At 49.6% G+C, this 25,394-nt stretch carries 20 protein-coding genes; 14 read left to right on the forward strand and 6 right to left on the reverse strand.

Annotation, left to right across the window (positions count from 1 at the left end; translation table 11 throughout):
• Window positions 1-11: 11 nt before the first annotated feature.
• From P2H89_RS34400 to P2H89_RS34415, 4 genes are all read left to right on the forward strand, one after another.
• Window positions 12-596, forward strand: coding sequence for a hypothetical protein (locus tag P2H89_RS34400; protein ID WP_275835938.1), 585 nt, complete (start codon window positions 12-14; stop codon window positions 594-596).
• Between the two features lie 207 nt (window positions 597-803).
• Entirely contained in the window at window positions 804-1,403 is a 600-nt protein-coding gene (locus tag P2H89_RS34405) for a DUF3109 family protein (protein ID WP_275835940.1), read from the forward strand.
• 28 nt (window positions 1,404-1,431) lie between these two features.
• Window positions 1,432-2,820 carry a LutB/LldF family L-lactate oxidation iron-sulfur protein gene (locus tag P2H89_RS34410; RefSeq protein WP_275835942.1) on the forward strand — a complete coding sequence of 463 codons (1,389 nt, stop codon included), beginning with the start codon at window positions 1,432-1,434 and terminating at the stop codon, window positions 2,818-2,820.
• A gap of 57 nt (window positions 2,821-2,877) precedes the next feature.
• The gene (locus P2H89_RS34415) at window positions 2,878-4,197 is read left to right on the forward strand and encodes a hypothetical protein (protein WP_275835944.1); all 1,320 of its coding nucleotides are present in this window, start codon (window positions 2,878-2,880) and stop codon (window positions 4,195-4,197) included.
• 84 nt (window positions 4,198-4,281) lie between these two features.
• Here P2H89_RS34415 and P2H89_RS34420 read toward each other — a convergent pair whose 3' ends face one another.
• The 3 genes from P2H89_RS34420 to P2H89_RS34430 all read right to left on the reverse strand — a co-directional run bounded on the left by P2H89_RS34420 (window position 4,282) and on the right by P2H89_RS34430 (window position 8,950).
• Window positions 4,282-5,211 carry an EamA family transporter gene (locus tag P2H89_RS34420; protein WP_275835946.1) on the reverse strand — a complete coding sequence of 310 codons (930 nt, stop codon included), beginning with the start codon at window positions 5,209-5,211 and terminating at the stop codon, window positions 4,282-4,284.
• A gap of 8 nt (window positions 5,212-5,219) precedes the next feature.
• Complete coding sequence (gene purH, locus P2H89_RS34425) at window positions 5,220-6,743, reverse strand: bifunctional phosphoribosylaminoimidazolecarboxamide formyltransferase/IMP cyclohydrolase (RefSeq protein ID WP_275835948.1); 1,524 nt, start codon at window positions 6,741-6,743, stop codon at window positions 5,220-5,222.
• A gap of 92 nt (window positions 6,744-6,835) precedes the next feature.
• Window positions 6,836-8,950 carry a ComEC/Rec2 family competence protein gene (locus P2H89_RS34430; protein WP_275835950.1) on the reverse strand — a complete coding sequence of 705 codons (2,115 nt, stop codon included), beginning with the start codon at window positions 8,948-8,950 and terminating at the stop codon, window positions 6,836-6,838.
• A 602-nt stretch (window positions 8,951-9,552) separates the two neighbouring features.
• Between P2H89_RS34430 and P2H89_RS34435 the strand changes: the two genes are divergently transcribed.
• The 4 genes from P2H89_RS34435 (at window position 9,553) to P2H89_RS34450 (ending at window position 12,375) form a co-directional block, all read left to right on the forward strand.
• Window positions 9,553-10,065: a hypothetical protein gene (locus P2H89_RS34435; RefSeq protein WP_275835952.1), complete on the forward strand. Its 513-nt coding sequence runs from the start codon at window positions 9,553-9,555 to the stop codon at window positions 10,063-10,065.
• Between the two features lie 95 nt (window positions 10,066-10,160).
• Window positions 10,161-10,811, forward strand: coding sequence for a hypothetical protein (locus P2H89_RS34440; protein ID WP_275835954.1), 651 nt, complete (start codon window positions 10,161-10,163; stop codon window positions 10,809-10,811).
• An 87-nt stretch (window positions 10,812-10,898) separates the two neighbouring features.
• A complete protein-coding gene (locus tag P2H89_RS34445) occupies window positions 10,899-11,711 on the forward strand; it encodes an ATP-binding protein (protein WP_275835955.1) in 813 nt (270 codons plus the stop codon).
• A gap of 7 nt (window positions 11,712-11,718) precedes the next feature.
• Window positions 11,719-12,375 (forward strand): response regulator transcription factor, encoded by a 657-nt coding sequence (locus P2H89_RS34450; protein ID WP_275835958.1) that lies wholly within the window; start codon window positions 11,719-11,721, stop codon window positions 12,373-12,375.
• Window positions 12,376-12,381: 6 nt separating this feature from the next.
• Here P2H89_RS34450 and P2H89_RS34455 read toward each other — a convergent pair whose 3' ends face one another.
• The 3 genes from P2H89_RS34455 to P2H89_RS34465 form a co-directional block, all read right to left on the reverse strand.
• The gene (locus tag P2H89_RS34455; protein WP_275835960.1) at window positions 12,382-12,852 is read right to left on the reverse strand and encodes a DinB family protein; all 471 of its coding nucleotides are present in this window, start codon (window positions 12,850-12,852) and stop codon (window positions 12,382-12,384) included.
• Window positions 12,853-13,094: 242 nt separating this feature from the next.
• Entirely contained in the window at window positions 13,095-15,917 is a 2,823-nt protein-coding gene (carB, locus tag P2H89_RS34460) for a carbamoyl-phosphate synthase large subunit (protein WP_275835961.1), read from the reverse strand.
• A 737-nt stretch (window positions 15,918-16,654) separates the two neighbouring features.
• The gene (locus P2H89_RS34465; RefSeq protein ID WP_275835963.1) at window positions 16,655-16,870 is read right to left on the reverse strand and encodes a hypothetical protein; all 216 of its coding nucleotides are present in this window, start codon (window positions 16,868-16,870) and stop codon (window positions 16,655-16,657) included.
• Window positions 16,871-17,480: 610 nt separating this feature from the next.
• Here P2H89_RS34465 and P2H89_RS34470 point away from each other — a divergent pair.
• The 6 genes from P2H89_RS34470 (at window position 17,481) to P2H89_RS34495 (ending at window position 25,271) form a co-directional block, all read left to right on the forward strand.
• On the forward strand, window positions 17,481-19,184 hold the full coding sequence (locus P2H89_RS34470; RefSeq protein ID WP_275836066.1) for a peptidoglycan DD-metalloendopeptidase family protein: 1,704 nt from the start codon (window positions 17,481-17,483) through the stop codon (window positions 19,182-19,184).
• A gap of 120 nt (window positions 19,185-19,304) precedes the next feature.
• Window positions 19,305-19,784: a thioredoxin-dependent thiol peroxidase gene (bcp, locus tag P2H89_RS34475; protein ID WP_275835965.1), complete on the forward strand. Its 480-nt coding sequence runs from the start codon at window positions 19,305-19,307 to the stop codon at window positions 19,782-19,784.
• 178 nt (window positions 19,785-19,962) lie between these two features.
• Window positions 19,963-20,154, forward strand: coding sequence for a hypothetical protein (locus P2H89_RS34480; protein ID WP_275835967.1), 192 nt, complete (start codon window positions 19,963-19,965; stop codon window positions 20,152-20,154).
• Window positions 20,155-20,384: 230 nt separating this feature from the next.
• The gene (locus P2H89_RS34485; protein ID WP_275835968.1) at window positions 20,385-23,408 is read left to right on the forward strand and encodes a sensor histidine kinase; all 3,024 of its coding nucleotides are present in this window, start codon (window positions 20,385-20,387) and stop codon (window positions 23,406-23,408) included.
• Between the two features lie 150 nt (window positions 23,409-23,558).
• Window positions 23,559-24,206 carry a response regulator transcription factor gene (locus tag P2H89_RS34490; protein WP_275835970.1) on the forward strand — a complete coding sequence of 216 codons (648 nt, stop codon included), beginning with the start codon at window positions 23,559-23,561 and terminating at the stop codon, window positions 24,204-24,206.
• Window positions 24,207-24,386: 180 nt separating this feature from the next.
• A complete protein-coding gene (locus P2H89_RS34495; RefSeq protein ID WP_275835972.1) occupies window positions 24,387-25,271 on the forward strand; it encodes an alpha/beta hydrolase in 885 nt (294 codons plus the stop codon).
• Window positions 25,272-25,394: the final 123 nt, after the last annotated feature.

Consider the following 25,394-nt stretch of genomic DNA (forward strand, 5'->3'; position numbering starts at 1 on the left):
CCAACTAGTATATGTTTAAACGTATTGTACTTCCCCTGCTGTTCCTCTTCGTCCTCGCGGCCTGCAATAGTGATTATACTATCAAGAAAAGGGGTTACTATAAGATCGATTTTCCGGCACATAAGTATCAGTTGTTTGACCAGCCCGGCTATCCATATACTTTCGAATATCCCGTTTATGGGAAGGTGGTGAAAGACAGCATCTTCTTTGGCGATAAGACCGAAAACGACTATTGGATCAACGTCGATTTCCCGCAATTCGCCGGAAAGATCTATATAAGCTATAAAGAGGTGGGCGCCAATAACCTGACCAAGCTGATCGACGATGCTTTTCAGATGACCTATAAACACGCCCAGAAAGCTACAGAGATCACCGATTCTGCCTTTCGCACGCCCCAGGGCATCAGCGGTATTTTCTTCAATGTGGGGGGCAACGCTGCCACCGCCAAGCAATTCTTCATCACCGATTCGGTAAAACACTTCCTGCGCGGCGCGCTGTATTTCGATGCTACACCCAATGAGGATTCGCTGGTTGTGGTGAATGAATTTTTGCAGGCCGACATGAAGCACCTCATCAACTCGATGAAATGGAGGTAATTGATTGTAACTACTTTACACGCCACTTCCCTATTTCTGCATCCCGTTAAGGATCCCGACTCCAGTGGTTTGCCGGGTTATCCCGGTTACTCCCCGTTTGCCATAGCGGCATGATTATTGGCCCCAACCCCCTTGTTTTTGAGGCAAAATATATGAGAACGGGTTGACGGTAAGGTCGTAAATTTGCCCAGTCAAAAATTAATTCTCTTGATAGCAGTTGATAATGTCTTAATCAGTAATGATGTTGTAGAGGAGCAGTTTGTATGCGACCTCGTGAAGTGTAAAGGTGGTTGTTGCGAAGAAGGAGATGCCGGCGCTCCACTGGAGGATGCTGAACTGGACCTCATCGTAGACCTGTACGAAAAAGTAGTTCCTTACCTCACTCCCGAGTCGATCGCGGAGATCGAGCGGAAGGGAAAGTATGTTTATCACCGCGAGTTCGGCTGGGTGACCCCTACGCTGGGTAACGACAACGAGATCTGTGTGTATGGTATCAGGGACTCGAAGGGTATCATCAAATGTGCGTTTGAACAGGCCTACAACGACGGTGTTATCGGCTGGAAGAAACCCATCAGTTGTCATTTCTTCCCCATTATACAAAAGAACGGCCGCGACGGCGAGTTTGACCACATGAACTACGAGCCGCGGGAGGTATTGTGTAAACCTGCCTGTGGCCTGGGTAAAAAACTGAAAGTGCCTGCTTACCAGTTTTTGAAAGAGCCCATCATCAGGAAGTACGGCGAGGCTTTTTATGAAGCGCTGGACAATGCCGCCAAACTGTACCTGAAGGACAATAAGGAAGGTTAACCTTGTTTTTCATTTTACAACCGCAAGCATGAGCGATATCGTTTCAACCTTTATGGCGAAAAGCACCGTGAAAGCGGCCGATCTGGAGCATCGCCGGAAGGTGCATTTCAACATCAGCAAGTACGACGCTACTGTTCCATTGGGCAAACAACAGTTTTCCAATGTGCATCTGGCGCGCGAAAGGGCTAAGAACGTTAAGTGGCGTGCGATCGAAATGCTCGATGTATACCTCGAAGAGTTTGAGGCCAACCTGATCAAGAGAGGTGGTAAGGTGATCTGGGCCGAAACTACTGAACAGGCGCTGGAGGAGATCGGCAAGATCTGTGCGGAGAAGAACTGCAAAACGGTGGTGAAGAGCAAGAGCATGGTGACCGAAGAGATCCACCTCAACGATTACCTCGAGAAGCAGGGTATTGAAAGCATTGAAACCGACCTGGGTGAATATATTCAGCAACTGGATGGCGAGCCTCCTTATCACATCGTAACACCTGCGATGCATAAAAGCAAGGAAGACGTTGCCAAGTTATTCTACAATAAACTCCATACGGCTCCTAATCTTACTCCCAGTGAGCTCACCCTGGTGGCCCGCGAGAAATTGCGCACCAAGTATGTGGAAGCGGAAGTAGGTATTACCGGTGCCAATTTCATCATTGCCGACATTGGTGGTATTGCCGTGACGGAGAATGAAGGCAATGCGCGCCTGAGCTGTGCGTTTCCCAAAACACATATTGCGATCGTGGGCATCGAGAAGATCATTCCCTCCATGAATGACCTTGCCTTGTTTTGGCCGCTGTTGGCTACCTATGGTACCGGACAGCAGATTACGGTGTACAATACGATCGTGAGCGGCCCCCGCCAGCCTGGCGAAACCGACGGGCCCGAAGAGATGTATGTGATACTGCTCGACAACGGGCGTACCAATATACTAGCCAACGAAAAAACGCGGGAAAGCCTTTACTGCATTCGCTGTGGGGCTTGTTTGAATGCCTGTCCTGTTTATAAGAACATCGGTGGTCATGCGTACGGCACTACCTATAGCGGACCCATTGGTTCGGTGATCACCCCGCACCTGAAAGATATGGGCGACTGGAAGCACCTCAGCTATGCTTCGTCGTTGTGCGGCAATTGTACCGAAGTTTGCGCCGTAAAGATCAACCTGCACGAATTGCTGCTCGAGAACCGTCATGAAGCGGTTGAAGAAGGCGCGGCTGCCTGGACGGAGAAGATGGCCTGGAAGGCCTGGAAAGTTGCCAGCCTCAACCGTAAATGGATGAACAAGGGCAACCAGAAGATGAAGAACTGGATGGTGAATAAAGTATTCAAGGGATGGACGGCTCACCGGGGCGATCTCGACTTTGCGCCGAAGACCTTTAACCAGCAATGGCAGGAGAAACATGCCCCTCCCGTCAAAAAATGATAACATTTTAGATAGAAAGTCAACTTTATCAGTTGACTTTTTTATTTTGTGTAACGGATGCTGCTTTTTGCTAATACCATTACTCCCCGACTGCAATATGCTGTTGACTTTTTCAACAAGGAATTGTTCGAAGCGCCCATTCATATTACTGCCGACAGATCTGTATTTGAACAAGCCGTAGGACCGAGGATCAATTACTCTGCCGAGGTCTTTACGGAAACGGTGTTCAACATAAGACCGGTTGATCTGCTCTTTGAGAAGGGCATCACACCCCAGCCCATCCATTGTTTTGTGTCGAACGGGCGACCTGCTTTCTTTCCATGCCCCGGCAGTTTCCCCTTTGATGTATTTGCTGCCACCTTTTATCTGCTGAGCCGATACGAGGAATACCTGCCTCACGAAAAGGATGAATATGGCCGCTATGCGCATACGAACTCACTGGCATTCCGGGAAGGATTTCTGGACCAGCCCCTGGTGAATTACTGGCTGCAGCATTTTAAACAGGTGCTGGCGCAGCATTTTCCCGACCTCCTGTTCCGGAAGCATAACTTCAAGTGCATTTTATCGTATGATATAGATATTGCCTGGTCGTACCTGCACAAAGGATTTGTGCGTACGGCGGGTGGCTTTGCGCGCTCGATACTGAAAGGGCAATGGGTTGATGTAAAAGAGCGTTGGGATGTGTTGCGGGGCGCCCGGAAGGATCCTTACGATTGTTTTGAATGGCTGGATGCTTTGCACCTGTACTGCCGCCTGCGGCCCTATTATTTCTTTCTTGTAGCCCGTAAACAGGCAGGGGTTGATAAGAATACACCTACAGAGGTTAAGCCATTCCGCGATCTGATAGAATACTATGCCAACACCTATAAAACTGGTATCCATCCTTCCTGGCAAAGTGGTGATGATACGGACCTGCTACTGGAGGAAAAGGAATGGCTGGAAGTGGTGACCGATGTAGAGATCACCCGAAGCAGGCAGCACTACATTCGGTTTGAGCTGCCCGATACTTTCCGTCACCTTATCAAGGCAGGTATAGAAAAGGAATTTTCCATGGGGTATGGCAGCATCAATGGCTTCAGGGCTTCTGTTTGTTCTTCTTTTGCCTGGTATGACCTGCTGCATGAGCAAAGCACTCCTTTAATGCTCTATCCGTTTTGTTTCATGGATGCCAATTCCTTCTACGAGCAGAAGGATACTCCCCAGCAGGCTTATGCTGAATTGATCCTCTATCACGAACAGGTGCGTAAACTGAATGGTATGATGATCTCTATCTGGCACAACTCTATCCTGGGCACCGATAAAAAGTTTGCCGGCTGGCGCGAGATGTTTGAGTTGTTTATGAAGGAGACGGTATATTGGGATGCCTATTCCGATTAATGATCTGCATTAGCTTTCCTTTCCCGCTTATTGGTTTGGCTTCGGCTGAATGGCTTTTCTGTGCTACCGGCTAGCCCCTTGGGGTCACGACTTCTTTTGCCGGTAAGCCCGGTTGATCAGGTTTACGCCAAGCAGGGTGATCCCTCCTCCCACGATAATGAAGATGGTGAGCTTTTCATCGAACAATATTGAACCCAATAACACGGCTACTACGGGGTTGATGTAAGCGTATACGGATACCTGCTCGGTGGGCAGGTTTTGCAAGGCATAGAGGTAGGCAATAAACGAAATGACGGAGCCAAATGTTGCCAGGTAGGCGATGGCGGTCCATGACTGCCAGGGTATATCCTGGATGGGTACTGTTTGGTGGCTGAGTAGGGCGATGAGGCTGGTCAACAATCCGGAGATAAGCATCTGAAGGCCCAGGCTAAAGTAGGGATTGAAGTTGGCCGCCTGCTTCTTGGTATATAGGGTACCGAAAGCCCAGGTCCAGGAGGCGGTGAGCGATAACAGGATTCCGAATTGGAATTCGGGATCGATGAAATCGGCCAGGTGTTCATAAAAGATCACACATACGCCTCCAAAGCCCAGCAGCAGCCCCATCAGGGCGAGCACAGGAATTTTTGCACGTGCAGTAAATAAATTGATGATCACGATCCACAAGGGGAAGGTTGCAGCGATAATGGAACCGAGGCCAGCAGAGATGTATTTGACGCCCCAGGTGGAGAGGCCGTTACTTAAGAAGAAGTTGAGCAGACTAAGGATGATGATAGGGCCCCATTCTTTGCCCCTGGGCCATGCCCGTCCCTTACTGATGAAATATACCACATACAATAGGCCGCCAATCGATTGACGAATGCCGGCCAATTGTAATGCGGGCATATGTTTTACCCCTTGTCTGGAGGCTATCCAGGTAGTTCCCCAGAAAAAACATACCATTCCGAGCGCTATCAGGGCTTTTAGGCGGACGCCCTTTTTTTGCAGGAAAGGAGCTTTGCTGGTGAGTGGGGTCATTGTTTTTTTTAGTGCTTAAAGTGGCGCATGCCTGTCATAACCATGGCCAGTTTATTTTGTTGACAGTATTCGATAGAATCTTTGTCGCGAACCGAGCCGCCGGGTTGAATGAACGCTGTAATGCCGGCAGCGTGACTCATTTGAACACAATCGTTGAAAGGGAAAAAAGCATCGCTGGCCAATACGGCACCAGTGAGATCGAACTTGAACTGTCCTGCCTTTTCGATGGCCTGGCGCAGTGAGTCGATACGGCTGGTTTGTCCGCAACCCTTACCGATGAGCTGTTTGTTCTTCACCAGGGCAATCGCGTTCGACTTGAGGTGTTTGCACACCAGGTTGGCGAATTCGAGATCGGCTTTTTCGGCAGCGCTGGTATCACGGCCGCCTACTTCTTTCCAGTCGATATAGTTGCCTTCATCGGCGCCCTGCATCAATACACCGTTCAATACGGATTTGTATTCTTTGGCTTTCCTGAAAGGAGCTTTTTGTTGCAGCAGAATGCGGTTCTTCTTCGACTTGAGGATGGTGAGTGCATCTTCATTGAAGGAAGGAGCTATCAATACTTCGAAGAAGATCTCGTTGATCGCTTCAGCAGTTGCTTTGTCGATTGTGCCGTTGCAAACGAGTACACCGCCGAAGGCGCTTTCGGGGTCGCCGGCGAGGGCTGCATCCCAGGCTCCTTTTGCAGAGTCGCGGGAAGCGATACCACACACGTTGGTGTGCTTGATGATCGCGAATACGGGGTTGGTGGCATCGCCTGCAAATTCATTGATGAGTTGCACGGCGGCGTCCACATCTACCAGGTTATTATAAGAGAGTTCTTTTCCGTTGAGCTGGTTGAAGAGTTCATCCAGGTTGCCGTAGAATACGCCGGTTTGGTGGGGGTTTTCGCCATAGCGCATGGTTTTGGGATGCGGGATCGACTCCACGAAATACAGAGCGTTTTCGGTGTTGAAGTATTTAGCGATGGCCACATCGTAGTGAGCAACGATCTCAAATGCTTTGGCGGCGAATGCCCGGCGCTGTTCGATGTTGGTAGTGCCTTCCTGTTCGCGGAGCATCTGCTCGAGGGCTGCGTATTCGGATTTGGCAGCGATCACTACGAGGTCGCGGAAGTTCTTGGCGGCACCGCGGATCATGGAGGGACCTCCAATATCGATCTTCTCAATGATGAGCTTTTCTTCTGATGTAAAAGCTACGGTTTCCTCGAAGGGGTAAAGATCTACGATCACCAGGTCGATCTCGGGGATATTGTATTGTTTCATCTCCTGCAGGTCGGTCTCGTTGTCACGACGACCCAGGATGCCACCGAATACCGAAGGGTGAAGGGTTTTGACTCGTCCGCCCAGGATGGAAGGATAGGTGGTCAGGTTTTCAACCGGCGTTACCGGGATGCCGAGCTTTTCTATGAAAGCTTGTGTGCCGCCGGTAGAATAAATGGTAATACCCAACTTGTGCAATTGTTGCACCACTGGTTCCAGCCCATCTTTATAAAAGACGGAAATGAGGGCTGACTGAATCTTTTTTGTCATAAATCGTATTGTTTACTAAGAGGATCCCGTAACAGGAATGGTTTCCTGCCGCAGAACGTTGTGGTAAATGCTTTGAGAGGCGCAAAGGTAACTTAATGGAGGGTGAAAACAAAGGCGCCCTGGGTGGCAACGGCATGGCAAATAACGCCCAGCAGGCGCGAATCTTCGGTCCAACTCTTTGTTTTCCAGTAAGAATTGGTTGCATCAATGATGATATATGAACAATCAAAAAGTGCAATGAGTTCTTTTATAGATATGTCGGGGTTATTGGAAAGCAGTATAAAATCGATCGGGAGCCGCCGCGACGGAGATAGGGGCTTGTTTCGATGGTAGAGGCGCCCGTGCAATTTCCCATCGAGCCGGAGTAGCGATCGTGGGCCGAATAAGCTCAGGTTGCCCTGGTTGAGTAGACAGGATAATTGACCGGCTGGCTTTACGCGCCGGGCTGTTCGGTTGGGCTGCAGGAACAGGCTGGTGAACCTGGCGTCGGCGGTCAGGGCGGTATCACCCACGAACTGGTATTGTTGCCCTGCCAGAAAATCGACGGCCTGGCGCCCGGGGATATTATATACAACGAATGCCTGCTGGCGGCTGGCTATCCAGTTTAGCATACCAGCTGTAAGTGCCAGCAGCCAGGTGGCGGCCAATGCAGGATAGACGGCATGTTTCCGATTCCCCAGCCACCACCAGGTGATCATGGCGATGAGTATATAAAGGAGCAGGGCCTGCGAAAGCGAACAAGGAATGTTTTGGGTGGTGTTGAAGGGAATGCGATCAACGTATTCTACAAATTGGTTGAGCAGCCCGATGAGCTGCGTAATTACCCACCCGATGGCATGAGCTACGGGAGGCCAGAAAAATACAGCAGTGAGGGCGAGCTCGGCCAGCAGGATAAGGCTTGACAGCGGTACGGCCACCAGGTTGGTCAGGAGAAAAAGATTGGGGAACTGGTGAAAATGATACAGGCAGAGGGGGAGAGTAAGTATTTGGGCTGCGAGCGTAAGGCTAATCAGTTTCCACACCTGGTTCAAAAGGCGGTTTTTGATGACGAACAAGCGATAAACCGGTTCGTTGAAGAGCAGGATACCGAATACTGCTGCATAAGAAAGTTGAAAGCCTACGTCGAAACAGAGCCAGGGATCGTACCAGAGCAGCAGGAATGCAGATATGGCCAGTGCGTTGTACAGTGAATGGCGAACCGGAAGTTCCCTGCCGATGAGAAGACAGGTGAACATGATGGCGGCACGCAGCACCGATGGGGAGGCTCCCGTTAGAAAAGCGAAAGCCCATAGCGTTGTTAATATGATAAGTAATGTGGGCCATCTTCTCCAGCGGGTGGGGAGTTGCCTGCCTATCATAAGAAGGATACCGTAGATGAGGGCAAGGTGCATGCCTGATACAGCGATGATGTGCACGATGCCGGTATTGATATACGATTGCAATAGTGGTCTGTCCAGGTCTTCTTTATAACCTATTAGCAGGGCTTCTGCTAAACCGGCGTGCTTTTTGTCAGGGATGTTTTCCCGAAGTATACCGAGCATTTTTTTACGGGTATCCAACAGTACCTTTTTAACGGTGTTACCCGGTCTTTTAGCGGCCAATTTGTAGTTGTCTTCACGGAGGTAGACCTGGTGCCATATCTTTTGGTGGCTGCAATATTGCTGATAATCGAATGCGAACGGATTGCCGGATGGCTGGATGCTTTCGGGCGATTTGACAATTAATAAGCGGCTGCCATTATCAATTTGGGGTAGCGGGCCTTCTTTACTAAAGTAAAGCAACAAACGCCCGTTAACCGGTTGCAGGCCTTTGTTGCTGACCAGGGCTATGATGGTGGCGGTTGTACTGTATGATCTTGCTTTCTCCGTGAGTGGTTCTTCGATGTCGACCAGGAGTGTATCGCTGGTTTTAATATGATGCGCAAACCAGTCGTTGCGGTGTTGCGGATCCTTGTAATGACAGAGCAGTATACCTGTTGAAAAAAGGAGCAGATTGATCAGGGCGCCCTGAACGGATTGGTACCTGTAAAGCAGGGTAGTGGATGTTCGTGAAAGTAGTGCCAGGACTGTGATACAGCCCACGGCCAATAGCCAGGCGGGGAGGGGGGCGATAGGGCTGAGTGTTTGGAAAAATATGCCAGCTGTAAAGGGTATCAGGATACGTAAAAAAGGTGCTTCTTTCCAGTCTAATATTCTGGGAAAACGCATACTAAAAGATAGGATTCTCTGTTATGAATATGGAACCAGCGTTGAGGAAGTTTTGACCCTGAGAAGAAGAAAAAAGCACCACATCTACCGACTCGGTAGAAATTAGGATAAGGTAATAATGGTAATGGGAAATAAGGTAGCTGCGGTGCTTAAATCAGGTTGGGAAAGATCAGAATAAAATTTCCTCAAAGTTTTTGTCAGAAACAAAGGCCTTGAGGAAATCTGTCGGCTGGCTTCCACAGGAGTATTGGATTTTGAAAAACGGGATGATAGCAACTCTCCGATATCTAATTTCAGACAAAATTCTAACCTGCCCATACAATGGGCTATTTATTAAATACGGATTTTTCGTCAGTTTATTTACGGGTGTATGACCCCCGTTTTTTTACGGGGTTGAAAGCCCGGTTTTTTGCGGTATTATCCCCGCCGCTTTAACGGTTTTTTTTGGATGTTTTCAACGTGACTCCTTGAAATACTTCACTTTATGAATAATGCTAATTCGTAATTATATGGCTAACATTCAATTGTAGCCGAAGTTCTGCGCCTTGGGTGACTACTTTTACATCGGTATCCAAATCATTCATGTTTAAATCCCCCAAGCAATGACAACTATTCAGAAAAAATCCTTAAAGGTAGGTAGCTATGTAGACACTAACCATGTTGACACTGTAATTCGCAATTACAAGAGAGAAAGGTGGGTGCACAATTCAGAGCACATCGGTAAGGAAGATTCATTGAGCGTATGGTACAGCGTAGAAGAACTGGAAGGGTTCATTGAGCGGATAAAAGCCAACGGCGGCGATGGCATCAAAATGTATTTTGCCGCATACCCCGAAAATTTTGAGAAAAGACCCGAATACAGTGGACGTCAGACAATCGTGATGGTAGCTACCCGTAGCCGTCAAACAGAGGCTGGTGTAGCTAATAAAGATCTCTACACCAATCCTGGTCAGATACTAGCCTACAACCTCGGTAGCATTTGTCCTCCGAACTGCGGTACAGGCGGTCAAACCAAACCACCCAGCAAACCTGGTGAAACCGGTGATGCAGATGATTGGGGCGGCATTGGCGTAACGATCGTTGATCGTGGTGCTAAAGGTCTCACTATCGTTTAATCGGCCTTACTATATTGGAAAACCCCTGTTGACCCCCAGCAGGGGTTTTCCATTTAAGTAGATCGTCGATCGAAATATATGTTATATTGAGCGCCATGAATATTCCGGGTTACTTGTATGTAGAATTCATCAGTTTGCTGGCTTCGCTTCACCTGCTCTTCAGGAAGAATACGCCCTTCTACCTGAAGTTGTTTTCGCCGTACCTGTTGTTAACGCTGATCGTGGAGATCACGTCCTGGCAGATGATCAACAACCAGGTTAATTCGTCGGATCTGATCTTTCCTTTCTCTGCCTTCGAATTTGAGTTTTATCTCTTCATACTATATCATATCATTCAAACGCCCGGCATTAAGAAAGCGGTGCTTTATGCGCTCGTGATCTATCCGTTGCTTGCGGTGTTCAATATTTACTATCTCCAGGCAGGCGTTTTCCCCTCATTTACCTATTCATTGGGTTGCCTGTTGATTGTTACCATCTGCATCTACTATTTCTATGAGCTTTTTCACCTGCCAAGTTCGGTGAACCTGTTGCGTGAACCGGCTTTCTGGATCTGCACGGGGCTGTTGTTCTTTTATATTTGCAGCTTACCGCTGTTTGGCATGTACAGTTTGATTTACCGGGCAACGACCATCATCATGGAAAATATATCGGTTATATTGACCGTCATGAACGTGTTGTTGTATACTTTATTTACAGTCGCTTTTCTGTGTGTTGTTCGTTTTCGTAAACCGATACTGAAGTCCTGAAAGGGCGATGGGGAGCCGGCTGCACTTAATTTTTTGTAAATTGCCGTTTGCCATCCTTACACTTGTACAGTTAACAGTAATATCAGCATGAATAATCAGGGCCAGGAGTTATATGTAATGCTACTTATCAGCAGTGTGTTGGCCATTGCTGTGGTGACGTTTATCGTCATTGTCGTTTTGCAATATCAGCGCAGGCAGCATCGGCATGAAAAAGAATTGACGCGTATGAAAGACCAGTACGAGCAGGAAGTGTTACGTTCTCAGTTGGAGATGCAGGAAGAGACGTTCAAAATGATCGGTGAAGAGCTTCATGATAATATTGGGCAGGTATTGTCGGTCGTGAAATTGTCGCTGGCCATTTTGCCGATCGAAAAGGACCATCCGGCGTTTGAGTCCATCCTGAATTCAAGGCAGATCCTGAACCAGGCGGCCATCGATCTGTCGAACCTCACCAAGAGCATGCATACCGACCGGATCGCTAAAGTGGGGCTGGTAGAGGCGATCGGGTTTGAGATGGAGAGTATTCGCAAAAGCGGACTGATGAATGTACGTTTCGAGGCTGAAGGGGTTGAAGATCACTTTTTTGCCGGAGAGAAGGCCATCTTTCTGTTCCGCATGTTCCAGGAGATGCTTAACAATATTTTAAAACATTCACAGGGCACCCAAGTCAACCTTAACTTGTCATTTTCACAAGACAATAAGTTCACACTTGTTTTGGCCGATAATGGTGTTGGTTTCGATGTAGAGGCGAAGAGAAATTCCGTGTCTTCCTCTTCCGGTGTTGGATTAAAGAGTATCTTCAACAGGGCAAAATTGATAGGGGCCAACCTGGATATGAAAAGTATGCCTGGGAAGGGGACCACAGTAACCATTCAATTATCTTTGCCACAAGAAAGTTAAGCTCCGAATGACAGTTGGAAAAAAAATACAAGTAGCGGTTGCTGATGACCATACGCTGATGCGTAAGGCGCTGGCCAGGTTGATCAGTACCTTTGATAATTATACCATCCTCTTTGAGGCAGACAATGGCTCGGATGTAAAAGAGAAGATCGGACGGCACGTTATTCCCGACATCCTGTTGCTTGATGTGAATATGCCCGGTATGGACGGCTATGAAACGGTAAAGTGGTTGTTCAAGAACCACCCGCATATTAAAGTGCTGGCCCTGTCTATGTCGAGCGATGAAAGCACGATCATCCGCATGCTGCGTTTGGGCGCCAAGGGGTATATCATGAAGAACACGGAGCCCGAGGAGCTGAAGATGGCCCTCGATTCTGTCATGGAAAAGAACTTCTATCTTTCAGAGTATATTTCAGGTAAGATCATCAGCGGGCTGCATAAAGACATCGACCAGCCCGAAGAACCGGTGTCTTTGACAGAAAAGGAAAAAGAGTTTCTGCAATGGGTGTGTTCCGAACTCACCTACAAAGACATAGCGGCCAAAATGTTTGTAAGTCCGCGCACCGTAGATGACTACCGCAATTCCCTCTTCGATAAATTAAAGGTCAAGACCAGGGTAGGCCTGGTGCTGTATGCCATCCGGAACGGCATGGTGGAGGCTTAGGGGAAATTAATCCAATAACTTCTTTACGTAAAACATCTGCCCGAGGTGGTAGATGTTGTGCTGTATGTATCCATCCAGCATGTAACCCACATTATAGGCACGATGGGGGACCGGGTCTTCCAGCACAGAGTCTTCGCAATTGTTGAGCAGGTCGAGGATGTGCTGGTTGGTGGCCTTAAGCTCCTTTACACCGTTCTTCCAGGTGTGGATGGTGGGGTCTATCACGCGCCAGTCGTACTGTTCGTAGTACCTCACGTCTTTGGTGTCGTCGTTTTCGAGCCGGCTTTGCACGAACTGTGCCCAGTTGATGATGTGGTAAAGCAGCTCTATCAGGGCATGACCTTTTTCATCGGGATTTACAAAGACCGTGGAGGGGTCTACCTGGTCCAGCAGGCTGTACAGGGACCGCCCATACCAGGGATCGCCGGTGAGCGTTTCCTGCAGGCTTTGGGTGATCTTTAGTATTTGGGTGTTCATGGCAAAAGTTTGAATCGTACAGGAAAGGTAAACACATTTGCCAATAAAAAACCCGGCCAGGGGCCGGGATACATTCAGGTACCGGTTACGAAAGGATTTATGGTGGCGATGATACCCTGGGTGTCTCGTGCCAGGTTGTGTAGTTGATGACGCTTTTGATTGGATCCCGGAATTGATGAGATTTCATAAAAAAGGGGACATCTTCTCAGATATCCCCTTACGTAATGCTATAACTGCCTGGCTTATTTGCTCAGGTACATACTTCTGTCTTTGTAGAGCTGGCGGAAGTAAGGATCGCGCAGGTCCTTGATGAAGCGGATGGCTTCGCCGGTCGACTTCATTTCGGGTCCGAGTTCCTTGTTTACGCCGGGGAACTTCTCAAAGCTGAACACAGGCTCCTTGATCGCGTATCCCTTGAGGCGTTTTACCACCTTCAGGTCGCGGAGCTTTTGGGTACCGAGCATTACTTTGGTGGCAATGTTGAGGTACGGTATCTGGTAAGCTTTGGCGATGAACGGCGTGGTACGGGATGCCCTTGGGTTGGCCTCGATCACATACACTTTACCATCCTTGATGGCAAACTGGATGTTGATAAGACCCTTGATCTTCAGGGCGAAGGCGATCTTTTTAGCATATTCTTCCATAGTCTCCACGATGAGCGGAGAGAGGTTGAACTGGGGCAGTACCGCGTTGCTGTCGCCAGAGTGGATACCAGCAGGCTCGATATGCTCCATGAGACCCATGATGTGAACGGTTTCTCCGTCGCAGATGGCGTCGATCTCAGCTTCCTGACAGCGGTCGAGGAAGTGGTCAATGAGGATCTTGTTGCCGGGGATATGCTTGAGCAGGCTGATCACTGCCTTTTCTACTTCTTCGTCGTTGATCACGATACGCATCCTTTGCCCGCCCAACACGTAGCTGGGGCGAACAAGTACGGGATAACCTACTTTGTTGGCCACCTCGACGGCTTCATCCACATCGAAGGCTGTTCCGTAATCGGGGTAAGGGATCTTGAGTTCTTTCAGCAGGTCACTGAAACGGCCGCGGTCTTCGGCGATGTCCATGCTATCGTAAGAGGTACCGATGATCTTGATGCCTTTATTGTGAAGACGTTCTGCGAGCTTGAGGGCTGTTTGGCCACCGAGCTGCACGATCACTCCTTCGGGCTTCTCGAGTTCGATGATCTCCCAGAGGTGCTCCCAGAATACCGGTTCGAAGTAGAGCTTATCGGCCATGTCGAAATCGGTAGAAACTGTTTCGGGGTTACAGTTGATCATGATGGCTTCGTAACCGCTCTCCTTGAGGGCGAGCAGGCCGTGTACGCAGCAGTAGTCGAATTCGATACCCTGGCCGATGCGGTTGGGGCCCGAACCCAATACGATCACTTTCTTTTTATTGCTGGGCTTGCTTTCGTTTGCGTTGCCACCTTCGAAAGTAGAGTAGAAGTAGGGTGTTTTGGCTTCGAACTCGGCGCTGCAGGTATCTACCATTTTATATACACGGGTGATGCCGGCTGCCTTGCGTTTTTCGTAAACGGCCTCGTCGTTGCCATCCTGCATGATGATAGAGATCTGCTGATCGCTGAAGCCGAGGAATTTGGCCTGTTTCAGCAGGTCTTCGGGCAGGGTGTTGAGTTTGTATTTCGCGATCTCCTTTTCCAGGTTCACGATCTTCTGGATCTCGTTCACGAACCAGCGGTCGATACCGGTGGCTTTGGAAATAGTGCCTACGGATACGCCGAGGGTGAGTGCGTCCTTAATACGGAATATGCGATCCCATTTCGGGATCTTGATGTATTCGATCAGTTCTTCGGCGTGCATACGGCTGTGACCGTAGTAGCCGAGGCCTACTGCGTTGTTCTCGAGGCTCTGACAGGCTTTCTGGATGGCTTCGGTGAAGCTGCGGCCGATGGCCATTACTTCTCCTACGCTCTTCATTTGCAGGCCGAGGGTATCGTTGGCGCCCTTGAACTTATCGAAGTTCCAGCGGGGCATCTTTACGATCACATAGTCGAGGGCTGGCTCGAAGTAGGCCGATGTGGTCATGGTGATCTGGTTCTTCAGCTCATCGAGGTTATAGCCGATGGCCAGCTTAGCGGCGATCTTGGCGATAGGGTAACCGGTGGCTTTGGAGGCCAGGGCTGAAGAACGGCTTACGCGGGGGTTGATCTCTACAGCGATCAACTCTTCCGTATCGGGGTTGAGGGCGAACTGTACGTTACAACCGCCGGCGAAATTGCCAAGGCTGCGCATCATCAGGATGGCCTGGTCGCGCATGTCCTGGAAGGCGGTATCGCTAAGGGTCATGGCGGGCGCTACCGTGATGGAGTCGCCGGTGTGTACACCCATGGGGTCTACGTTCTCAACGGTACAAATGATCGATACGTTATCGTTCTTATCGCGGAGCAGTTCGAGCTCGTATTCCTTCCAGCCCAGTACGGCTTTTTCTACCAGTACTTCGTGGATGGGGGAGGCTTTAAGGCCTTTGTCGAGTGCTGCTTCCAGTTCTGTTTTGTCGTGTACGAAACCGCCTCCGGTACCACCGAGGGTAAAGGAAGGACGAATAACGAGGGGGAACCCGATCTGCTGGGCAAATTCCTTTCCTTCGAGCAGGGAGTTGGCTACTCTTGAGGGTGCCACGGCTACGCCGATCTTCACCATCAGCTGGCGGAATTTCTCACGATCTTCTGCCGTGTCGATGGCGGCGACGTCTACGCCGATCATCCGTACATGATATTTTTCCCAAACACCCAGCTCCTCTGCTTCTTTGGCCAGGTTGAGGGCTGTTTGTCCACCCATGGTGGGCAATACGGCATCGATCTGGTTTTCTTCCAGGATCTGCTCAATACTTTCTACTGTTAAGGGCAGCAGGTACACTTTGTCGGCCATCATGGGATCGGTCATGATGGTAGCCGGATTACTGTTGATGAGGATCACTTTGATCCCTTCTTCACGGAGACTACGGGCGGCCTGTGAGCCGGAGTAGTCGAATTCGCATGCTTGTCCGATGATAATTGGGCCTGAACCGATGATAAGTACTGACTTGATCGAGGTGTCTTTGGGCATCTTCTTTTACGCTGTTTTTTTCCTTTTTTAATAAAATTCCCACGGCTTACTGGCGGGATAAATTGCGCAAAAGTAAGGTGATGGGGGGAATTCTGCGGATTATTTTTTAGTTCATGGCAAAGTTGACGGGAAGGTGGTCGTTATGAGCGATTTAGGAGGAGGCCATAATGAGAGGCGAAGGATAGGCGGCCTGGAGGCGGTGACGTGACTGCGTTTCTGCCTTCAAAGGGTTCCCGGGCTTCGGTGGGATGAGAGATACGGGGATGATTGGTGTACGGTGTGGCTGGTGAGGCCTGGGGAGCGTGAGGGTGACCGATAAAGAAATTGACCGTGGAGGACGGGAGGTGCTCACACGTGGTCGAAGATAGAAGTGGTGGTGAGGATAGAAAATGCTTAGACGTGATCGATGAGGGGGAGATGAGGAGGAATATCGTGGGAACCCTAATGGCTGGTATGGCGGAGATACCTGTCTGGTACAGGGCTGATACGGAGCCGGGTCTCGGTAAGGTCTCGATAAGGTCTCGAAAAGGTCTCTACAAGGTCTCGATAAGGGTGATGTTGTACGTAAGGAGTGAGGCTGATTGGCCAGCTTTTGCGAGACTGGACCGTGGTGTGTTGGTGACGGCAAACCCAGTTTGGGAAGTTGGGCCCCGAATTGGGAACGAATTAAGGGCTGCATAAAAAAGCCCCTGCAACCGGCAGGGGCTATATTTTGCTGGTCGGAAATTAAAAGTTGATTACGAATTGTGAAAAGCAGCGATCTCGATATCGTCGAGAGGGACGCCACCCTGGCGGACGAACTTCTTTTCTGCTGCCACCTGACGCTTTTCCTCAAAACGACTCTTGATACGGAATACCCATTTCTGCTTCGCTTCTGTTCCCTTAAACATCCCTACTATGGACCCTACCGATAATGCCAGTAGTAACACCGTCCTATTACGTATCATACTCATAAAACAAAGGTTGTAGATTTATACTTTCATTTCATATTCTCTTAGACAATTTATATACGCCAAAAGCTGTTCCAAGGTTCACTTTTTTTCATACAACTAAGTGGGTATTTTCAAAAACTTAACAGTCTACCGGCGAATTAAAAAATCCTATACTCTTTATACAAATTGTCGTGCCGGGTAACCCGCTTTTTGAACTTTTAATATTAGTTTAATATTAGCTATTCAATCGGGTTTTTGGTTGCCCGGATTTGTTCTGCAATTAGTCGATTTTTTAAATGTCTACGTAAACAATTCGAGTGAATGGTGGTCAATTTATAGTGAATAGCGGGATGCAGCCATTAAGTGGATCCTGGCCTGTAAACACCCTGACTTATTCTGCTTAAGAAGTATTGATAATTCTCATTAAAAACCTCCACAGTGCTTCTGGTATCTGTGTTATTCGACAGGATTGGTATTACTACATCTTACCGCAGGCCGTGGAACAAACAGTAGTTAATTGCGCTTATGCCCGTAAACATCCAAGATGATAGAGAAGTCCGAAAATACCGTATCCGAAATTGGTTTCGCCTTAGTTTTGCAATTCTACTAACCCAAAAAATGATTTGATTTGATGCGTTCACTGGTCTTTGTTCTCCTATGCTGTACCCAATGTATTCAGGCCCAGCAATTCCCACCTGTCAATTACCCCAAAGGGTATTTCCGTAATCCGCTGGATCTTCCGATGGACCTCAGCGGCAACTTCGGCGAGCTGCGGCCCAACCATTACCATATGGGGCTCGACCTGAAGACCCTCCGGGTAGAGAACAAACCGGTGTATGCTGCTGCCGACGGGTATATCTCGCGTATAAAGATTGAGGCCGGTGGTTTTGGCCGCGCCATTTACATCAATCATCCCAATGGGTACACTACCCTCTACGCGCACCTGAACGATTTCAACCCCCGGCTGGAGAAGTGGGTAAAAGAGCAACAGTATGCGCGCGAATCGTGGAATATCTTTCTCGAATTATCGCCTCAGCAATTCCCGATCAAAAAAGGAGACTTTATCGCCTATAGCGGTAACACCGGCGGTTCGCAGGCCCCGCATGTACATTTCGAGATCAGGCGTACGGCCGACGATGTGAACCTGAACCCGATGCTGTTTGGTTTTCCGCTGGCCGATAACACCAGTCCGCGCATTCTGCGCCTCGCGGTATATGACCGTACGAAAAGTATCTACGAGCAAGCGCCAAAAATGATTGCGGTGAAGGCAGCCGGTAATAACTATGCTACTTCGCCAGGCCTTATCACGGTTTCTTCGCCCAAAGTGAGCTTTGCCGTGACGGCCTTCGATACACATACCGGGTCGACCAACCTCAACGGGATCTATGAGGGGCTGCTGTATGTCGACAATGAGGCGGTAACAGGTTTCAGGATGGATAATATCAGTTATAGCGATACCAGGTACCTCAATGCCCATATTGATTACCGCACCAAGGCCAATGGTGGTGCCTGGCTGCAGCATCTGTCCGAACCGCCGGGTTATATCAATTCCATTTACAAGCGTTTCAAGGGTAATGGGGCGATTGATGTGAGCGATGGCCTGGTTCATCCGGTTCGCATTGTAGTGCGCGATGCGTATGGTAATGCCTCCTCGCTTGAATACTCCATACAATACAACGGGCATGTTGAAGTACCAGTAGTCAATGATGCCAAAATGTTCTACCCTTTTATGCTGGATGGCTTCGAAGCAGAGCAATGTGAATTTTATATCGGAGAGCGTAGTTTGTACGATTCCGTGCACATTAAGCATAGCCGGTCGGCCAATACGCATCCGCAGGCTGCTTCGGATGTACATACTATCGGGGCTCCAACGATCCCCCTGCAGGAAGCTTTCCTGGTGAGGATACAGCCTACCCGGCAGCTGACAGCTGCGGAATGGCAAAAGACCGTGATGCAGTGGTATAGCGGCAGTAAGAGCGACGTGCAGCGGGTTGAATGGAAGAATGGCTGGGCTTCGGCGCGATTCCGGGATTTTGGTTCGTTCCGGTTGCTGACGGATGATACACCGCCGGAGATCGTTCCTTCGGGTTTTGCCGATGGGGCCAATCTGAGCAAGGCCACCCGCCTGGTCTTTTCGGTGACCGACAATCTTGGCCGGGGTAAAAACGTACGTACCCTGCTCGATGGCAAATGGTTACGGTTTACGAACGACAAAGGCCGTTTTTTTATTTATAAGTTTGACGAACTTTGCCCGCCCGGATCGCATGAACTTACCATTTCGGCCGAAGATGAGGCCGGCAACCGGGTGGAGAAGAGCTTCCGGTTTACGCGGTAGGTAAAGGCGCAGCCGTGGTGCAGCTCCCTAGAGGCGGCCCGGGAGGAGCCTACGTGGTAGGGTGCTCATGGCAGCTGTTATATTAATTAAGAATCGATTTATACAATTTCAGAACGCATAATGGTTACACTACAAGCAGGCGATAAAGCGCCTGCCTTCAAAGGCAAAGATCAGGATGGCAAGGTGGTATCGCTGAGTGAATTCAAAGGCAAAAAAGTGGTTTTGTACTTCTACCCGCAGGATGGCACGCCTACCTGCACGGTGCAGGCCTGCAACCTGCGCGATAATTACAGCCTGCTCAAGGCGGAAGGTTTTGAGATCCTGGGCGTGAGCCCGGATGAAGCAGTAAAGCATAAAAAGTTCGAGGCGAAACATCAATTACCTTTTACGTTGCTCGCCGACCCCGAACATAAGATCATAGATAAATATGGCGTATGGGATGAAAAGCAGCTCTACGGACGCAAATACATGGGGCTGTTGCGCACTACGTTCGTGATCGATGAAAAAGGGTTCATCCGAAAAGTGATCCTGCGCCCCAAAAGCAAACAGCATGCTGAAGAGATCGTTGCGGCGTGGAAGGAACAGGAAGTACTGATCTAACAGACCTCCAACCAGGCTGTTTTCAACTGATCGTACTGAGCCAGTGCTACCACTGCGTTTAGTCTGCGCTGATATTTACCCCTGCCCGAAATAGGTGACACCATTGCCCCTCTCCGGGGATTGATTGCGCTATGCAATCTGCAGATATTTGTGAGGTGCAATCATTATTCATGTAGTCATGGAAAATAAGATATTATCCAGGCCGCTCAAGACCTGGCTGACCGTAGTGTTGATCATGGCCTGCCTGCTGGCAGCCTGCAAAAAAGATCGAGGTGAGGGGCATCGCACCCCTCTATTGGAAGCCGGCTATATGCCGGGTGTACTGGATGAGTTCCGCATTTTACTGGGCGAAGGCGTCGCTGGTGTATAGGCCAACTTTCTTTTCAGGTAGGGGTTTTATCGAGCCGCCGGCATGTGAACAGCATCCGGCGGTATTTTTTTAATAGTCATTCAATCAATCGGAAAGGGTTTTTACTCAAGTAGCGTTCTGCCTGTAGTATCGGGACAGTACTTTTAGTGTCTTGTCCCTGCTGTACCAATTAACAGTCTATGTGTAGAACGTTGTTATTGTGGTGCTTTTTTCTAACGTGTTGGTTTCGTTTGCCTGCACAGCCACCCTTTCTTTTTTTCGATAAGCTGACCGCCCAGGATGGACTTTCGCATAACAAGGTCAATTGTATCCTGCGCGATCAACGGGGCTTTATGTGGTTTGGTACCAACGACGGACTGAACCGCTACGACGGCCACAACTTCCTTGTTTTTCAACATCGCCCCGGCGACAGCACCTCCATCTCGGGCAACATTATCAATGACATACTGGAAGACGAACAGGGCGTGCTCTGGATCGCTACGGCCGATGGTGGCCTCACCAGGTATGATCACCGGCAGGCGCCCAGCCGGCAGTTCAGACAATACCGGCATTTGCCAGGCAACCCAGGCTCTCTCCCCATCAACATACTGAATAAACTGCTGCTCGACGATCGTGGTTTTTTGTGGATTGGTACCGGCGGGGCTGGTTTGCTGCGCTTCGACCGGTTGAAGGAAAAGTTCATAGAGCCTGTTCCGCGCAGCACACGCACAATCCTGGATATGAAGCTGGATAGTTCCGGTGTATTGTGGGTTGGGCGTGTGGGCGGCGGCATGCTGAAGGTGAATACGCATACCCTTCAGCACGAGACAGATGCAGCCTATGACGACCTGTATGCGAAACTGCCTCACGTAGCTATAACTGCCATTCACACGGACGACCGGCAACAGGTTTGGTTTGGATCGTGGGATAAGTTCCTCTACCGCCGTGCCGCCAATGGACGGGAAACGGTTTTCCAGCAGTCGGGAAATGCTTTCACTTTCACCAACGATGAGCTTAGCTGTTTTGCCACCGATGCGAAAGGACGATTGTGGATGGGCGGTAGAATGGCCGGTCTCCACATTTATGACCATCGCAGCGGGCGTTTTTATAATTACCGGTACGACCCTGCGCGGGAGGGCACGATTGCCGACAACCGCATCAATTGTTTGTACAATGACGGGCATGGGATCATTTGGGTGGGTACCAACCGGGGTATCAGCATCCACCGGCCGGCACAGCAGCAGTTTGCCCAATGTTTTCTGCCACGCCTGGAAGGGAAGGAGATCACTATCTACGATTTTTATGACCGGAAGGGTGATCTGTGGGTGGGCACCAGCGAGGGTATTTTTATCCGGCCTACCGGCTCGGATGCGTTTATCCATAAACCATTACGCTACCGCAATTATCCTTTGCGCGTAACTAAAATATATGAGGATGTAGATGGTGCGTTGTACCTGGGTACTGACTATTCCCTGTTCCTGCTGGACATTGACTCCTGGCAGGTTACCCTGTTGCCCAATACCGATAAGGACCGCGTGATGAACCGGGTCATCGAATCGCGGATAGTTTCGATCGTCCGGGATACCATTGGCGGGCATCCGGTGTTACTAACCGCGCCTTATGGACATTTTATTACCTATTATGATCTCACCGATAAACGATGGGTTTCGCGGCATGATACTGTCCGCAATATCATCGACAGCTTCAGGCTGGGCGACAATAACCTCATCCGTAAAATATACAAAGGGCGCAATGGCCGTTTGTGGCTCACCTCCGTTTCGGATGGGTTGGGTATGAACGAACGTAACAATATTCCGGCTTTCCGCTTTTTTTCGAACGACTCAGGTAGTCCGGAGGGCATCAGTAGCAATCATGTATTCGACCTGCAGGAAGACGGCGCGGGCCGTTTGTGGGTAAGCACCTATGGAGGCGGATTGCATTGGTTCAACCCGCAAAGCCTGACTTTTACGCATGTGCCCGTTTCCAATAACCTGCTCGAGGGTATCCAGGTGGATGCGCGTGGGCAGGTGTGGATGATCAGCAATGGCAACATTCATAAATATGATCCGCAACGGAGGGCTTATGTTTCTTTCGAGCTTCCCGATATCGATAAATCGGGCGGGGTGCGGGGTGATATTTTTAAGGATCAGAAAGGACGGTTTTATGTGGCGGGCGCTAATTACTTTATCGCTTTTGACCCCATTGGTGTGCGGGAAACCAGGCAAACACCGCAGGTGTTCTTTACCGATTTCAAGGTTTTCAATGAATCGAACAGTGAACTGCTGCAGGAGCAGCACATTCGTTTACGTTATGGCCAGAATTACTTTACGGTCGAGTTTGCTGCGCCCGACTACTCAGCCAGCCGATCACTCCATTACTCGTATATGCTGGAAGGAAGAGACCGTGACTGGATCGATATTGGTTCGCGCAACACCCTCGAGTTCTCGAACCTGGAAGCCAAGGATTATGTGCTGAAGGTGAGGGCCACGGCTGCGGGCCTTCGCAATGAAGAGGTGGCTACTTTGCTCATCACGATCATTCCCCCGGTTTGGCAGCGTTGGTGGTTCTATGCGCTTTGTGGTTTTTCGATCGGGGTGATCTTCTATTTCATTTACAAGTACCGGTTTGACCAGCTTTTGAAGCAGCAGGCCATTCGCAATAAGATCGCCCAGGACCTGCATGACAATGTAGGCTCCACCCTCAGTAGTATTTCGGTGTATAGCCAGGTAGCCAAGATCTACCATGAGCAGAACCGCGGTAAAGACTTGAAGCAGGCGTTGGAGAAGATCAGTGAAACGTCGGTGGAGATGATCTCGGAAATGAATGATATCGTGTGGACGATCAACCCCCGGCACGACAGCATGGATACCATTTTGCAAAGAATGGAGTCTTTTGCCCGGCCCTTGCTGGCCTCGCAGGGTATCCACTTTCATTTCGAGGTGGATCCCGGCGTCAACATGCTGAACCTGGAGATGACGCGCCGCAAGAACTTCTACCTTATATATAAGGAGGCAATAAACAACGCCTTGAAATATGCGCAATGTAAGAATCTGTGGGTAAAGATCGGTGTGCGGCAGCATCACCTGTTTTTGGTGGCTACCGACGACGGCATCGGGTTCGACCCCGCTACGGTGCAACTGGAAACGGCGCAGTCACTCTCCGGCAATGGCTTGCGCAATATGGAGATGAGGGCCGAGGAGATGCGGGGGCGCTGGAAGATCGACAGTTTGGCCGGCAAGGGGACCACGGTGCACCTGCGGTTCCCGATCGTGTAGGGGAAACGTGATTGATGGCTTCAGGCAGGAGTTAAGAAGCGTTCATGACAGGTTTGTTGGGCATGGGTGTTTGGTAAGCCTGGGTCTTCTCCCCGGATATGGGGATTGTGGCGGCAACCTATTATTCAGACATTTGATAAAATCCATTTTATGAGTTTGCGGATCGCGATTTTTGATGACAACAAGAATATCCGGGAAAGCATTACGCTGTTGCTGGACACGGTGCCCACTTTTGAAGTGGTGGGCTCGTTTTCGCATGTACTGGATTGTGTGGATGATGTTCGGTCGTGCAAGCCGGATATTGTTTTAATGGACATCGAGATGCCCGGCATGACGGGGATCGAGGCGGTGGCCGCCATCCGGAAAGAATATCCGCACATACAGGTGTTGATGCAAACGGTTTTTGAGGATGACGACCGGGTGTTCGACTCTATCTGCTCGGGTGCTTCGGGCTATATTCTCAAAAACCACCTCAATACCAGGCTGGTGGATGCCATCAATGAGCTGCAGTATGGCGGCTCGCCGATGTCGCCGTCCATTGCACGTAAGGTACTGGGTAAGCTGCAGCAGATCCCGCAGCATGTGAAACCCGAAGAGGCACCCGACTACCGCCTCACAGTTCGTGAAAAAGAGGTGCTGGCCTGTATTGTAGAAGGCCTGAGCTATAAGATGATCGCCGACCGGCTCACCATCAGTTATGAAACGGTACGCAGCCATGTCAAGAAGATCTATGAGAAGTTGCATGTGGCTTCGTTGACCGAAGCGGTGGCGAAGGCCATCCATCAACGCATCGTTTAGTATTTGTATTCTATATCTACCCCCCTTCATTTGTCTTCTTTCTCTTCTTCAAATTTATCTGTTACCCGGTTGAATCTTTCCCCATATCCGGTCACCCCGTTACGGGTTTTGGTGATTGTATACATGAGATAAGCCGGGCAATTTTGTGTACGCTATTGTATCACAAAAAAAATGTTAGCCATGAGTAAAAGACTTTTTACCCTGTTAGGGATGTTATTGCTATTGAGTACCCTGGGGTTGGGACAGTATTCTTCTTTTAGAGCGCCGTTGCCGCTGGTTAAAAACATTCAGTTGTCGACTGGCGTGAAGCTCGAGTACGTCGAGCAGGGCGATGCAAAAGGTATTTCAGTTATCCTGTTGCATGGGTTTACCGATTCCTGGCATAGCTGGGAGCCGGTACTGCCGCTCTTGCCTGGTAATGTGCATGTGCTGGCAGTTACATTGCGCGGCCATGGCAATTCCGATAAGCCTGCAACAGGGTATGCGATGCACGACTTTTCGGCCGACATCGCCGCATTTCTCCACCAACAAAAAATCAGCAATGCTATCGTGGTAGGGCATTCTATGGGTTCTATGATCGCCCAGCAGTTTGCCCTCGACCATCCCGAAATGACGAAGGGCCTGGTATTGGTAGGCAGTTTCGCTGATTTTTCTAACAATGCCGCTGTGCAGGAGTTTGCGCAGTCGCTGGAGGGATTGAAAGATCCTATCGACCGCGAGTTTGCTGCTTCCTTTCAACAGGGTACACTGGCCAATCCAATTCAACCGGCATTCCTGAAAACGATGATTGGTGAAAGCTGCAAGGTGCCGGCGCATGTATGGAAGAAAGTGGGGCAATCGCTGTTTCACGTTAATTACCTCGCGCCGTTGAGATCATACACAAAGCCGGTCAAAATCATTTGGGGCGACAGGGATGTTTTTTCTCCGCGGCACGACCAGGAGTTGTTGACCGTGGCGCTCTCTGGTTCCACAGTATTGGTCTACGAGGGCATCGGGCATGCTGTGCATTGGGAATCGCCCAGCCGGTTTGCCGACGACCTGATCACTTTTATCAATGGGTTTTAATGATGACGAACGCTTTTTGGCGGTCTATAAACACTAATCAATTGTTGCTGTATGAAAACCTGGCAATTAATTAAAAGACTATGGAAGCGGATCAATGTTTATGACAGGGTGCTCGACGATCTG

This window comes from Paraflavitalea sp. CAU 1676 (genome assembly GCF_029223285.1).
Classification (GTDB): Bacteria; Bacteroidota; Bacteroidia; order Chitinophagales; family Chitinophagaceae; genus Paraflavitalea.